Genomic DNA, 13,297 nt, shown 5'->3' with positions numbered 1-13,297 from the left:
GGTCAGGCTTGCTGACCTGCCTGGGGAACTTAACCGCGCATGCGGGCGCCGTCGGCGTCGAACAGCGGCTCGGTGATCAGCCGGGCCTTGTACATTTTGCCTAGGATCTCGATCTCGACCTCCAGCCCTGCTTCAGCGCGGTCCGTGGGCACAAAACCCAGGGCGATCGATTTCTGCGCGTGGTGCGAGTAGCCGCCCGAGGTGCAGAAGCCAACCACGGCGCCGTCGAGCCAGATCGGCTCATAGGCGACCACATCGGCGTCGTCAGCCTCGACCTCGAAAGCGCAGAGCTGACGGGCGGGGCCCGCGTCGCGTTCGGCCTCGGCTGCAGCGCGGCCGATGAAATCCGCGTTTTTCTTGAAGGAGATGAAACGGTCGAGGCCGGTTTCAGCCGCCGTATAATCGGGCGAGAATTCCCGCAGCCAGGAGCCGAAGAACTTGTCCAGGCGCAGGGACATCATCGCGCGCATGCCAAAGGGTTTCATGCCGTGAGGCTGGCCTGCAGTCCACAGCGCATCCCATAGGGCGCGCTGGCTGGGCAGGTCGCAGTAGATTTCATAGCCAAGATCGCCGGTGTAGCTGACGCGCTGGACGATGCAGTCGGCCATGCCGACGGTCAGGCGGCGGACATCCATGAAGCGCATGTCCGAGATGTCCTGCCTTGTGCAGGCCTGCAGCACCTCGCGCGCCTTGGGGCCTGCGATCTGGAAGCCGTTGCGGGTGTCGGAGACGTTCTCGAGGGCAACGCCGTCGTCCAGATTCTGCAGGAACCAGCGCATGTGGTAGGCCTGCGAGCCATAAGATGCGGTTAGCTGGAACTCTTCTTCCGAGAGGCAGGAGATGGTGAAGTCGCCGATCAGGCGGCCCTTGGGCGACAGCATCGGGGTCAGCGACAGGCGGCCCGGCTTGGGCACCCGGCCTGCCATGATGCGGTCGAGCCAGGCGCGGGCGCCCGCACCTTTGATCAGGTATTTGCCGAAGTTGTGGACCTCGTTGATGCCGACGTTTTCGCGCACCGCTTTGACCTCGCGCGCGGTGGCGTCAAAGGCGTTGGAGCGGCGGAAGGAGGGGGTCTCGTAGCGCGGCTCGTCCCCTTCGGCGAAATAGTTCGGGACCTCCATGCCGTATTGCGCACCCCAGACCGCGCCCATGCCGTCAAAGATGTCATACATCGGTGTTGTGCGGAACGGGCGGGCCGCGGGCAGCTCCTCGTTCGGGTAGGCGATAGAGAAGCGTTTCTGATAGTTTTCAGTGACTTTGGGGCGGGTGTAGCCCGGGGTGATCCAGTCGCCGAAGCGGGCGCAGTCCATCGCGAAGGTGTCGCGCTCGCATTCGCCCTCGACCATCCATTGGGCCAGCATCAACCCGACGCCGCCGCCTTGGGAGAAGCCGGCCATGACCGCGCAGGCGGACCAGTAGTTGCGCATGCCCGGCACCGGGCCGACCAGCGGGTTGCCGTCGGGGGCAAAGGTGAAGGGGCCGTGGATCACCGATTTGACGCCTGCGGCCTCCAGAGCCGGGAAGCGTTTGTAGGCAAAGGCGATGGAATCCTCGATCTTGTCGAAGTCATCGGGCAGCAGCTCGTGGCCGAAGTCCCACGGCGTGCCGTCCACCGCCCAGGGTTTGCAGGGCTGTTCGTAGAAACCGATGCAAAGGCCGCGGCCCTCCTGGCGCAGATAGCTTTCGCCGGCCGGATCCATCACATGCGGGTGCTCGCCGCCGCCGTCGATGATCTCGGCGATCATCGGCACTTCGTCGGTGACGATATACTGGTGCTCCATCGGGTGCAGCGGGAAGTAGACGCCGGCCATGGCGCCGACCTCGCGCGCCCAGAGGCCGCCAGCGTTCACGACATGCTCGGCGTGGATGGTGCCTTTGTTGGTGACCACATCCCAGGTGCCGTCGGGGCGCTGGTTGGTCTCGATCACCTTGCAGTGGGTCTCAATAGTGGCGCCGCCCATGCGCGCGGCCTTGGCATAGGCGTGGGTGGTGCCGGAAGGGTCGAGATGGCCGTCGAGCGGGTCGTAGAGGCCGCCGATGATGCCGTCCACATTGGTGACGGGGGCGATCTTCTTGATTTCCTCCGGGGAGACGATTTCGGTCTCCAGCCCCATGAAACGGTGCTTGGCGCGCTCGGCCTTGAGCATGTCGAAGCGTTCCTGGGTTTCCGCGAGGGTGACGCCGCCCACATGGTGGAGGCCGCAGGACATGCCGGTGATTTCCTCCAGCTCTTTGTAGAGCTTGATGGTGTAGCCCTGCAGCGCCGCCATATTGGTGTCGCCGTTGAGGGTGTGGAAACCGCCCGCCGCGTGCCAGGTCGAGCCTGAGGTCAGCTCCGAGCGTTCGATCAGCATGACGTCCGACCAGCCGAGCTTGGTCAGGTGGTAGAGAACAGAGCAGCCGACGACGCCGCCGCCGATAACTGCCACGCGTGTGGTGGTCTTCATGAGGCCTCTCCCTGATAAGGTGCTGGCTGCATTCTGGACATATGTGTGTAGTAGTCCAGTGAAATCTTCCAGTGCCAAACTTTCCAGCAGGCGTGAATAGGGGCAAGGGAAGGCAGGTCGTTAGTCTAATCTCACTTTTCAGAGATCAAACGTGATGATTTCTTGAGCTATGTTACGAGCAGGCCACGCAGAAGCTGAAACGTAACTTAAACTTATGATTAGCCGCCGGCACCCGTATATCGGCAAACTTTTGCAAAGTTCACCACATGCGGTGGTCAACTACCAGGAAACCGCGGGGCGATTCGTCAGCAGATGCATCTGCTAGCCTGAGGTATCTGCAAACTTCTTGGGGGGCGTCATGCGCTGGGACAAGAACGAGGCAGAGCAGAAGAAGCCGTACATCGAAATTTTCAAAGAAGGGCTTCACATTAAGATATGGCAACGGCCTTCCCTGTGGAGTGTTGCCATTTTCACGGGCGGAATGATCGTTTTGGCGATCTTGAAATGGTGATGGCACGGGCGGAGGCATTCTCCGCCCGCGTCGTTCGTGAACTGCTTTTGATCGGCTTGAACAGGCCTGACGGCAGCTGGCTCTTGTGAGGCATGTTATCCGCCTGCGCTGAAGTTAGGGGCAGTTGGTTATTCCGAGGTGCGGAAGCGGCTGTTTTGGATCACGAAAATCGCGGTCAGGGGGGCTGCGAGGAGGATCACGCCAACAGTGATCAGCAGGAACCCAAGCTGGGAATAGTCGGCGGCGGTTGTGATGGCGCCTGCCGAATCTGTCACTTCGCGGGTCACCACGAAGATCTCGTTCAAGTATTTGGTGCCCAGGCTGGAGGCCGAGAGTGCCAGATTGGTGAAGGAGGCCATGACCGCAAAGAAGGTGGCTTTGAGGCCGGAGGGCGCGTTGCGGGCGATCCAGGCGAGCATGGGGATCATCGCAACCTGGCCCAGCGGAGATTCGACGGCGGTGTCGACCATTGCGATGAACCGGGCGTCGACCACGCCGCCGGTCATGGCGGCTGTCCAGTGATGGGCGCCGTAGTAGAGCGCGATGTTGGGCAGGCTGAGGACGGCTTCGGTGATGGCAAGGAAGGCGACAATCCAGGCAATCGGGCGGCTGGCCATCAGCGGGCGGAAGATCAGCATGCCGGCGAGGGTCAGCAGCGAGGTGATCAGGGCAAGGACCGAAAGGAACTGCTGATCAAACCCCAGCACGTCGATCTCGAACCAAGTGGCGCCTGGGCCGCGCAGGGGCGTGGCGCGGTAAACAAAGATGATGATGGCGGTGCCGATCAGGGCGCGGGCGTGGTCCACCGGCAGGACCGAGACCAGCTGGCGCATCAGGAACAGAACGATGGCCATGGAACCGGCAAAGACGATTTCCTGCGAATAGGGCACATCGCCCAGTCCCACGGCGAGCGAGAGCGCGACAAAGGCGCCGCCGCCGATGAAATACCAATGGTTGGGCGTGACCGGCTCACGCGGGAGTTCCAGGCGGGCGCGGATATCCTCGGGCGGAACACCGGCGCGGCGCAAGCGGACGGCCTTGGCCCATTTCTGCACGATGGCGAGGGCGACGCCGGAGAGGGAAATGACCGGGATCAGCAGGGCGAGGGTGAAGACAAAACCGTAGAGCGCGCCTTTGTCATCCTGCGGCAGCGCATCGGCACCGTCGAACAGGGCGACGTTCAGCGCGGCGGCAGCGCTGGAACCCGCGATCAGCGCAATGCGGCCGAAGGTCTGCATGGTGGTGTGCAGGGATTTGGTCTCAGCCTCGGGCAGGGGTCGGCCCTGATGGTCGGTGTGGGGAACCGCCTCGACCGACATGGCGTCGGCAACCACGTCCTGCAGCACGAAACCGCACGGAGCGAGAAGGGCTGAGGTCACATACCAAGCGTTGAGCGGCATCAGCGCGGCCATCATTTCCGGCATCTGCACGATGGCGGCGAGGATGGCGAAACTGGCAGCCATCAGCCCGGCGCCCAGCAGGATCAGCAGGTATTTCCAGCGCCAGATCAGGTCGACCAGATGGCCGAGCGGCATCTTCAAAGCCCAGGGCAAGCCGACCCAGAACGCCAGACCCGCTAGAAAGGCGGCCGATAAATCCAGGTATTCCTTGACGAAAAAGGAGGCGGCGACGGTGGTGATGCCCTGCGCGCCATAGGCGAAATATATCAGCAGCGGCGGCAGGAACGACCAGCACATCTGGCGGAACAGCTCAAGGATGATGCTGTCGAACCAGTCGCGCGCAAACGCTGCCGCGCGGATCATGCGAGGCTCCTCATCAGGACAGGGGCCTGATCCGGAGACCGGTCACCCGGTTGCCTTCCCGTTCGGTCACCTCGAAGCGGAAACCGTGGAAGGAGAACACCTGGCCCTTGGTCGGGATCATCTGGGCCTCGTGGATCACCAGGCCCGCAATGGTGTTGGCCTCATCGTCCGGCAGGTTCCACTCGGTTGCGCGGTTCACGTCGCGAATGGTGGCGGCACCTTCGACCAGATAGGAGCCATCGGCGGTTTTCTTGACGATGTTTTCCTCAGCCGGATCAAATTCATCGGTGATCTCGCCGACGATTTCCTCAAGGATGTCTTCCAGCGTGATCAGCCCCTGCAGCGCGCCGTATTCGTCCACCACCAGTGCAAAATGCGAGCGCATCCGCAGGAACTGGCGCATCTGCTCGTCCAGTGTGGTGGTCTCAGGTACAAAGTAAGGCGCCTTGGCCACCTCGCTGATATCAAAGGATTTCAGCCGTTCAGCATCGCCGCCTGCCTGTTTGTACATAGCGCGGAACAGATCCTTGGCGTGGACAACGCCGATGATGTTTTCCTGCTCGCCGCGGTAGACCGGCAGGCGGGTATGGGGGCTTTGCAGGCAGTGTTCGAGGATGGTTTCAGGTTCGGCGTCCGCATCGATCATCTCGATGTTGGAGCGGTGCAGCATGATTTCCTCGACAAATCGGTCGGAGAGGTCGAGCGCGCCAAGAATGCGGTCGCGGTCTTCCTTTTCGACCACGCCCTCGGAATGGCCGAGCTGCAGCGCGCCGGCAATTTCCTCGCGCACGGCCATGATCTGGCTGTCAGGGTCGATCCGCACCCCGAACAGGCGCAGGACGCCGCGCACCAGCAGCCGGACGGTGCCGACTATGGGAGACAGCACGGTCACAAGGAAGCCAATCACCGGGGCGACGGCGGCGGCGGCTTTCTCCGCGTTGGAGATGGCATAGGTTTTGGGCAGCACCTCGGCAAAGATCAGCACCAAGAGGGTCATTACCAGGGTGGCCAGCGCCACGCCGCTTTCGCCGAAGGCGCGGGTGAAGAGCGCGGTGGCCAGCGAGGCCGCCAGGATGTTAACCAGGTTGTTGCCCAGGAGGACCGAGCCGATCAGACGCTCGTTGTCTTCAGTGATCGACAGCGCGCGCTGCGCCCCGCGCGAGCCCTTGTCGGCCTGGGTGCGCAGCTTGCCGCGCGAGGCGGCGGTCAGGGCGGTTTCAGAGCCCGAGAAGAAGCCGGACAGGACCAGAAGCAGCACGATGGCCCCGGCAGTTGTCCAGAAGGCGCTGTCGAGTACGGTGGAGGCAGTGTCCATGAGAGGTCCAGGGGTCCGGTCTGTTGTGAATCTTCGCTGTATTTATGGGGCCTTGGCGCCGCTGCTTCAAGCGCTGCTCAGCTGTCTTTGGCCAGCGGGTGGTGCTCCAGCACCAGTTCCTGCAGGCGGGCGTCCAGCACGTGGGTGTAAATCTCGGTGGTGGCAATGTCTGCGTGGCCCAGCAGCGCCTGGATTGCACGCAGGTCGGCGCCGTTGGCCAGGAGGTGAGTGGCAAAGGCGTGGCGCAGAGTGTGCGGGGTGACCTTGTCCGGCGAGACGCCGCCTGTGACGGCCAATTCCTTGATCAGCAAGTAAAAACGGTGGCGGGTCAGGTGGCCGGATTTGCCGCGGGAGGGGAACAGGAAGCGGGAGCCGGGCTTGCCTTTGACCTCTCGCTCGGCTTCGGTCTCATCCCGCACCAGTAGCCATTGAGCCAGCGCCTCGCGGGCCGGAGGCGAGAGCGGCACCATACGCTCCTTGCCGCCTTTTCCGAGGATCAGCAGCATCCGGGGGTCGCCGCGGGCAGCGGAAACCGGCAGTGACACAAGTTCAGTGACCCGCATGCCGGTGGCATACAGCAGCTCCATCAGGCAGGTGTTGCGAAAACGGTCGGATTCCGAGCGTCCGGTTTTGCGGGCGGCTTCCAGCAGGCGGTCGACCTCGATGACCTCCAGCGTTTTCGGCAGCCGTTTCTCGCGGCCGGGGCCGCGGATCTGGATCGCGGGGTTGTCCTCGCGCCAGCCCTCCTCAAAGGCAAACCGGTAGATCTGCTTGACCGCCGACAGCCGCCGCGCCCGGGTGGCGCGGGACAGGCCCTGGACATCGCAGCTGATAAGATAGGCTTCGATATTGTCCTGGACGGCGGTCAGAAAGCTGAGCTTGCGGTGTTCCAGCCAGGCGGTCAGATCCTTGAGATCACGGCCGTAGGCCAGCAGCGTGTTCTGCGAGGCGCCGGTCTCGGCTGCCTGGGCGTCGAGGAAGGTGGAGATCCACTGGAAATTGTCTTGCGGAGCGGTCATGTCACTGCCGCTCCAGCAGCATCAGCTGCAGTGCAGCGCGGCGGGCGGTATCCTCCAGCCCCACGGCGCGGAAAGATGCCAGGGCAGAGGTCAGGTCGCCCAGGTTGCCATCCGCGCCCCGGGAAAACAGCATCATGCTGCGCAGGATGGCCTCGCCAAGCTGGCCGTTGTCCAGAAGCTGCCGGATTTCCGGAGGGACGGGCGGCGGAGCCGAGAACCCAAGGGAGATAGCTTCAGCAGTTTGCGTCGGCGCGGCTGCGTCCGCGGGGCGTCCCTGGGCGAGGGCGGCCAGGAACTGCTCCTCTGCGCCTGAGGGCCGGGCGTCATGAGCGGCAAGCTCATAGAGCGGTGACAGCAGGCGGATGCGCCAGGCCAGAGCCTCAGCCGGACCTGTGAGCGGGGTCTGGGCCAGCGGCTCTGCAAAGAGGTCGGCAAAAACGGTTTCGGTGCCAGCTTGCTGCATGGCGTCCCAGGCGCGGGGCAAAGAACGGGCGAGCGCTTCGGCGCTGCCAGAGGCGAGGTCGGATTCCAGCCGTTGCACCGCCGCGACCCGGTCCCAGATGCCGCCCGAAGCGGCGGGTTTGCGGGCGCTGAACAGGCCCAAATACTGGTTCGGGTTAAGCGCTCCGCCGCGTGCCAGCCGCTCGGCGGCTTCCAGCTGGGCCTTCCAGCCGGCGATGTCGCGCAGATCGGCGGCGGCAAAGGCAGGCGGCAGCGGGGCCGTGGGCATCGGCTCGCCAATGGTTTCGAACAGGCGGAAGGTCAGCGGGTCCGGATTGGCGGGGCGGCGCAAGGGGGCCGCGAGTTCAAACAGATCCGGGTTCAGGAAACGGTCGAGCAGCTCCATCTGCGCTTGCGGCAGGAGCCCCAGTGCATGGGCGGTTTCCAGCATCAGAGCTGCAGTCGGCCAGTCGCCGCGCCGTGCGGTGCAGAAGATCTGGGTGGCGTAATCGTCTGACAAATATGGCGAAGCGGTAAGCGCTGCACAGGGTTTGTCCTCGCTGCCGGTGAGAAGGGTGGCAGCGAACCAGCGTTTGAACCGCGCTTTGCTGACGGTGGGGCCCGCGTGTTCGGCGAGCGCCTGAGAGGGGTCGGTTGCCCCCAGCGCCAGCAGCCGGTCAAGACGTGCCAGCAGGATGCGGTCCTTGGCAGTGGCCGGCGGGCGGGTTTCCGACAGCAGCAGGGTGAACAGCAGCGCCTGCATGGCGGGACTGCGGCGCACCGGGACGGTTTCGATCAGATGCGCGATTTCCGCTGCATTGCTGCCGCGCCACAGATCCGCGGGCAGGCCGGTTGCCGAGGGCGGCACCAGGCCGATGGGCGGCAGCAGGGTCTCCAGCGGGGTGACTGAAACCGGCGGCAGCGCCGCAGTGCCGGTCACCGGCGGCTCCAGCAGCACGGTGCCGGGCAGATCGCTGCGCGGCTGCGGCTGATTCAGCCAGTCGATTGCTGCCAGGGGTTCATTGGCAAGCGCTTGGCCCGCCAGCAAGATCCCGGCCGCGGCCGCCTTAATCCGCATTCAGCACCACCGGCTTGCGCACCTCGGTGGCGGGCGCCCGGAAATCGGCGCCGAACCAGGGGCCGACATAGGCATAGCCCACAAGCCCGATCCCGGCGAGAACCGCTAAATAGACCAGATACTTAATCAATCGCCCCATGGTGTATCCAATGCCTGTTTCCTGCTCTTTTGCTCAAGTTATATATGGCCTTTTCCGCAAGATCACGTCATTCACTGAAGAATGAGCGAAAAAGAGCATAGCAGCGGCCAGAAGGCTGCAAACCCGGTGCCGGGGAAACTGAAGAAGACCATTGTGATGGTGGGCATGATGGGGGCAGGAAAGACTGCCGTGGGCCGTGCTTTGGCGGCCCGGCTGAACGTGCCCTTTCTGGACAGCGACCATGAGATTGAGGCCGCTGCCAATATGACGATACCTGAGATTTTCGCCCGCGACGGCGAGCCGTTTTTCCGCCAGAAGGAGCGCCAGGTGATTGCGCGGCTTCTGGAGGAGGAACGCGGCATCCTGTCGACGGGCGGCGGTGCCTTCCTGGCTGAGGAAAACCGCGAGGTGATCACGGGCAAAGGGGTTTCGGTCTGGCTGAACGCAGACCTTGAAGTGCTGTGGAACCGGGTGCGCCACCGCGATACCCGGCCGCTGCTGCGCACGGCCGACCCGCATGCGACGCTCAGCGGCCTGTACGAGGCTCGGGTGCCCTTTTATTCCCAGGCAGACCTGGCCGTCGTCTCGGATGGGCAGGCGGCAATTGAAACCATGGTTGACCGCGTGCTGGAGGCGCTGAAGGCGCGCCCCGACGTATTGGAGTGGAAATGATGGAACGTGTTGTGCATGTGCCCCTGGGCGAGCGCGCTTATGATGTGGTGATCGCGCCCGGCCTGCTGGCGCAGGCAGGGGAACGGATCAAGCCGCTGTTGAAGCGGCCGCAGGTGGCTGTGCTGACCGACGAGACCGTGGCGGAGGAGCATCTGGACAGCCTGCGGGCCGGTCTGGCTGCCGCCGGGATCGGCATGGAGGCGCTGGCGCTGCCGCCGGGCGAGGCCACCAAGGGCTGGCCGCAGTTTTCCCGCTCAGTGGAATGGCTTCTGGAGCAGAAGGTCGAGCGCGGCGATGTGGTTGTTGCCTTCGGCGGCGGGGTGATCGGCGATCTGGCGGGTTTTGCTGCCGCTGTCCTGCGCCGCGGTGTGCGTTTTGTGCAGATCCCTACGTCGCTGCTGGCGCAGGTCGACAGTTCAGTGGGCGGCAAGACCGGCATCAATGCGCCCCAGGGCAAGAACCTGATCGGCGCCTTCCACCAGCCGTCGCTGGTGCTGGCGGATACCTCGGTTCTGGAAACCCTGACAGCGCGCGACTTCCTGTCCGGCTATGGCGAAGTGGTGAAATACGGCCTGCTGGGGGATGCGGAGTTCTTTTCTTGGCTCGAAGACCACGGGCCCGCCCTGGCGGAGGGCGATGTGGCCGCCCGGGTCGAGGCTGTGGCGCGCTCGGTGCAGATGAAGGCCGACATCGTGGTGCGCGACGAGACCGAGCAGGGCGACCGGGCACTGCTGAATCTGGGCCATACTTTTTGCCACGCGCTGGAAGCGGCGACGGGCTATTCTGATCGCTTGCTGCATGGGGAAGGCGTGGCGATCGGCTGCGCGCTGGCGTTTGAGCTGTCGTCGAAGCTGGGGCTGTGCTCGCAGGAAGATCCCAGCCGGGTGCGGGCGCATCTGAAAGCCATGGGCATGAAGACGGACCTGGCGGACATCCCGGGCGAGCTGCCAGGAGCCGAAGCGCTGCTGGATCTGATGGGGCAGGACAAGAAAGTTGTTGCGGGCCAGCTGCGCTTTATCCTGGCGCGCGGCATCGGCGAGGCATTTGTGACGGCTGATGTACCGCCGGAGGCGGTGCTGGAGGTGCTGCGCAGCGCCGCGGGCTGAACCGGAATGGCAGGCAGGGCAGCTTGCGGGCTGCCCTGCCTGGCTGGAAAAAGGTTGCCGCGTCCGGTGCCAGGCTCAGGCGGCCGCACTGCCGGCGGCAGTGTCCGCCTCGCCGGTATCAAAGCCAATGGCTGGCGGTGATTGCGTGATTGCTGCGCGGGGACTGCTGTCTTCGGTGAACTCGCCCACGGTGAAGCGCTGCACCTGGGCCCGCAGATCCTGCGCCTGCTCGGACAGCGATGTGGTGGCTGCCGTTGTCTGTTCGGCCATCGCTGCGTTCTGCTGCGCCATCATTTCCAACTCGCCGACAGCCGTGTTGACGTCGTTCATCTGCACTGACTGTTCCTTGATATTGACAGCAATTTCCACAACCAGGCCTGAGATCTCGCCAACCTGTTCGTTCACGGTGGCCATCGCCTGACCAGCCTGGTCCACCAGCGAAGCGCCGCTCTTAACCTGCTCGGAGCTGCGTGCGGTCAGTTCGTCAATTTGCTGAACCGCGTCGGCGCAGCGCTGCGCCAGCATCCGGACTTCGCTGGCGACAACTGCGAACCCGCGGCCCGCCTCGCCGGCCCGTGCGGCCTCGACCCCGGCGTTCAGTGCCAGCAGGTTGGTCTGAAAGGCGATATCCTGGATCACCTTGGTAATCTGGGAGATCTCCTGCGAGGACTCCTGCAGTTTGTCCATGGCAACAATGGTTTTCTTCACCACCTCGTCGCAGGAGGTGACGCCCGTCTGGGCACTGTCTGCCAGCCGTTCGGCACGGCCGGCGTTGTCCGCCGATTTCTGTACGCTGGTGGTCAGCATGCTCATGGCGTGGGTGGTTTTTTCAAGAGTAGAGGATTCCGCCTCGGTACGGTGTGCCAGATCCCTTGAGGCCTCGGCAATTGAACTGGTGCTTTCGTCCACGCTGCTGGTCAGCTCGCCGATGGCTGACACCGATGCGGCCAGGGACTTCAGCGAGTCGTTGAAGTCCATCCGGATCGATTTGAATTCCTCCGGGAAGAATTCTGTGATGGGATTGTCCAGCCGCATGTTCTGCAGATCCATCAGAGCAGCCCCGATGCGGCGGGCCACGTCGAGGATTTCTTCGCGCCGTTTGGTGTCGAGGCGCTTTTCCTCCTCCTGTTTTTCCTGGGTGACGGTGCGCAGATCAACGACATTGCGGGCCACCGAGCCGATTTCGTCCCGGCGGTCTGCCCCGGCCACATCGGCATGGATGTCGCCGCTTGCCAGCTTCTTGAGGGCGCCGTTCAGCACTGTGAGGCCATTGGTCATATCCCGGGCGATCACCAGGCTGAGGGCCAGGACGCCGGCAAGCAGAACTGCGGCAAAGACAGACATCTCAGTCAGCAGCAGCTTGCTGTTGGCGTCATAGGCGGCCATGTCCTCCTTCAGATGTTCAATCAGAACCGCTTCCTTGCTGCGCAGGACCTTCAGCATGTCGCTTGCTGCAGCAAACCAGGACTCTGCATCGTACCCGGAGGTATCGCCGCCGGACAGCACGGTTTCACGGATGCTGTTGAACTTCTTCATTTCCGGCGTCTTGCTGAGCTCTGAAACCGCGTTGCGGTCTTCGATGGTGGCAAAATCCAAAAACCTGTCCAGCCGCTCTCTGAAACGTTCATGGACGGCAACGAAGTTCTGGAAGTCCGCAGGTTTCCAATGATGGGCAAAGCCGACAGCGCCGGCGGCGCGTTCAAGTCCGGCAGCATCTTTGGCGCGCAAGAACATCGACAGCGCCACGGCTTCCTGCGCAATCCGGGGGTCGTCAATTTTCTGCGCTACAGAAAGGCCGCTTTGGATCAGCGCGGTATTCAGATTGGTGTAATATTCTACTGCGTTGCGCAGCGGAATCGTCCGGTTGGAAATCTGCTGACGGATCTCCGCCTTGCGGGCAAGTTCGGTTTGGGCCACCCGGAATGCTTGAAGTGCTTCGGTGCTGAGGCCGCGCCGGTCAACCGTTGCAAGCTGGTTGAGATAGGCTGCCATCGCTGTGTCGTTGGCGAGCCTGATTTTGGCCAAAGAGTCCGGAATGGCCGAAGCTTCTCTGCCGAGATAGGAGGCACTGATACCGCGCTCGACCTGCAGAGTATGCACAAGACTGCTCATGCTTTCCAAAAGTTCGCCTGCAAGCGCAGTGTTGACCTGTGCCCGCTTGTACAGCTCGTTCAGCTTGGTTCCCATGAACCAAAGACTGAGAAGCAGCGGCGCTGCGAGGAGAATCGTGATTTTCACTTTGATCGAGAGATGCCGCAAAAAACGCATACCCATACCTGTTCCCTCGTTGCACTGTTTGCCCATTGGTTGAATTCAACATGTGTGATGTATGTTAAAATTCAGCTACCTCTTCCTGGGGGCGATCCTGACCGCATACCGGGGCAAAACAGGCTGTTTCAGGCAGGTTTCCGGAAGGGTGATGAGCGGTGTAAAGAGATATTATATTTCAAAAACAGAAGCTTAGTTCTAAGCTTCTAAAGCGTGGCAGAACCGTGCTGCCTGATTGCACCGCGCGCTGCACTAGCCAGGATGCGGGTGCTGCGCGCGCCGTGAATTGACCGGGAAATCCTGGTGAAAAATACAAAAAACCCCCAAGCGCAGAGCTTGGGGGTTTTCAAGTGTTCTCTTTTAAAGAGTGTTTAGAACGGGATTTCGTCGTCGTCGATATTGTGCGAGGCACCGCCGCCAAAACCGCCGCCGCCGCTGCCGCCACCCTGCGGGCCGCTGTCATAGCCGCCACCGTAACCGCCGCCCTGGCTGCCGCCGCCATAACCGCCGCCCTGGCCGCCGCCGCCATAACCGCCGC

At 63.0% G+C, this 13,297-nt stretch carries 10 protein-coding genes and 1 pseudogene; 3 read left to right on the top strand and 8 right to left on the bottom strand.

The window, feature by feature from the left end:
* Positions 1-29: 29 nt before the first annotated feature.
* A complete protein-coding gene (locus RA20_RS05165; RefSeq protein WP_039125339.1) occupies positions 30-2,447 on the bottom strand; it encodes a GcvT family protein in 2,418 nt (805 codons plus the stop codon).
* Positions 2,448-2,805: 358 nt separating this feature from the next.
* On the opposite strand from RA20_RS05165, the gene RA20_RS25680 reads away from it, so the two are divergent.
* Complete coding sequence (locus RA20_RS25680) at positions 2,806-2,958, top strand: hypothetical protein (protein WP_193748774.1); 153 nt, start codon at positions 2,806-2,808, stop codon at positions 2,956-2,958.
* 128 nt (positions 2,959-3,086) lie between these two features.
* On the opposite strand, the gene RA20_RS05160 is transcribed toward RA20_RS25680, so the two are convergent.
* The 5 genes from RA20_RS05160 to RA20_RS25675 form a co-directional block, all read right to left on the bottom strand.
* Positions 3,087-4,721, bottom strand: a complete 1,635-nt coding sequence (locus tag RA20_RS05160) for a membrane protein (protein WP_039125338.1) — start codon at positions 4,719-4,721, stop codon at positions 3,087-3,089.
* 13 nt (positions 4,722-4,734) lie between these two features.
* Entirely contained in the window at positions 4,735-6,036 is a 1,302-nt protein-coding gene (locus RA20_RS05155) for an HlyC/CorC family transporter (RefSeq protein ID WP_039125336.1), read from the bottom strand.
* A gap of 77 nt (positions 6,037-6,113) precedes the next feature.
* Positions 6,114-7,055, bottom strand: a complete 942-nt coding sequence (locus tag RA20_RS05150) for a site-specific tyrosine recombinase XerD (RefSeq protein ID WP_039125334.1) — start codon at positions 7,053-7,055, stop codon at positions 6,114-6,116.
* A 1-nt stretch (position 7,056) separates the two neighbouring features.
* Complete coding sequence (locus RA20_RS05145) at positions 7,057-8,574, bottom strand: hypothetical protein (RefSeq protein WP_039125332.1); 1,518 nt, start codon at positions 8,572-8,574, stop codon at positions 7,057-7,059.
* Positions 8,564-8,713 carry a hypothetical protein gene (locus RA20_RS25675; protein ID WP_193748773.1) on the bottom strand — a complete coding sequence of 50 codons (150 nt, stop codon included), beginning with the start codon at positions 8,711-8,713 and terminating at the stop codon, positions 8,564-8,566. The genes RA20_RS05145 and RA20_RS25675 overlap by 11 nt, the downstream gene beginning before the upstream one ends.
* A gap of 81 nt (positions 8,714-8,794) precedes the next feature.
* On the opposite strand from RA20_RS25675, the gene RA20_RS05140 reads away from it, so the two are divergent.
* Positions 8,795-9,385: a shikimate kinase gene (locus tag RA20_RS05140; protein ID WP_039125330.1), complete on the top strand. Its 591-nt coding sequence runs from the start codon at positions 8,795-8,797 to the stop codon at positions 9,383-9,385.
* Positions 9,385-10,491, top strand: coding sequence for a 3-dehydroquinate synthase (aroB, locus tag RA20_RS05135; RefSeq protein ID WP_039125429.1), 1,107 nt, complete (start codon positions 9,385-9,387; stop codon positions 10,489-10,491). The genes RA20_RS05140 and aroB overlap by 1 nt, the downstream gene beginning before the upstream one ends.
* A 75-nt stretch (positions 10,492-10,566) precedes the next feature.
* Here aroB and RA20_RS05130 read toward each other — a convergent pair whose 3' ends face one another.
* Positions 10,567-12,765 (bottom strand): methyl-accepting chemotaxis protein, encoded by a 2,199-nt coding sequence (locus RA20_RS05130; RefSeq protein ID WP_193748772.1) that lies wholly within the window; start codon positions 12,763-12,765, stop codon positions 10,567-10,569.
* Positions 12,766-13,130: 365 nt separating this feature from the next.
* Positions 13,131-13,297 (bottom strand): annotated as a pseudogene (locus tag RA20_RS26060) (single-stranded DNA-binding protein); the annotation flags it as partial.

Origin of the sequence: Leisingera sp. ANG-Vp (assembly GCF_000813725.1) — a bacterium.
Classification (GTDB): domain Bacteria; phylum Pseudomonadota; class Alphaproteobacteria; order Rhodobacterales; family Rhodobacteraceae; genus Leisingera.
This window is presented reverse-complemented; position numbering and strand designations above follow the sequence as displayed.

What these genes read in the sequence shown, in the direction of transcription:
- RA20_RS05165 (WP_039125339.1), bottom strand. Translation starts at nt 2,447, where the DNA reads ATGAAGACCACCACACGCGTGGCAGTTATCGGCGGCGGCGTCGTCGGC.
- RA20_RS05155 (WP_039125336.1), bottom strand. Translation starts at nt 6,036, where the DNA reads ATGGACACTGCCTCCACCGTACTCGACAGCGCCTTCTGGACAACTGCC.
- RA20_RS05150 (WP_039125334.1), bottom strand. Translation starts at nt 7,055, where the DNA reads ATGACCGCTCCGCAAGACAATTTCCAGTGGATCTCCACCTTCCTCGAC.
- aroB (WP_039125429.1), top strand. Translation starts at nt 9,385, where the DNA reads ATGGAACGTGTTGTGCATGTGCCCCTGGGCGAGCGCGCTTATGATGTG.
- RA20_RS05130 (WP_193748772.1), bottom strand. Translation starts at nt 12,765, where the DNA reads ATGGGTATGCGTTTTTTGCGGCATCTCTCGATCAAAGTGAAAATCACG.
- RA20_RS25675 (WP_193748773.1), bottom strand. Translation starts at nt 8,713, where the DNA reads ATGGGGCGATTGATTAAGTATCTGGTCTATTTAGCGGTTCTCGCCGGG.
- RA20_RS05160 (WP_039125338.1), bottom strand. Translation starts at nt 4,721, where the DNA reads ATGATCCGCGCGGCAGCGTTTGCGCGCGACTGGTTCGACAGCATCATC.
- RA20_RS05140 (WP_039125330.1), top strand. Translation starts at nt 8,795, where the DNA reads ATGAGCGAAAAAGAGCATAGCAGCGGCCAGAAGGCTGCAAACCCGGTG.
- RA20_RS05145 (WP_039125332.1), bottom strand. Translation starts at nt 8,574, where the DNA reads ATGCGGATTAAGGCGGCCGCGGCCGGGATCTTGCTGGCGGGCCAAGCG.
- RA20_RS25680 (WP_193748774.1), top strand. Translation starts at nt 2,806, where the DNA reads ATGCGCTGGGACAAGAACGAGGCAGAGCAGAAGAAGCCGTACATCGAA.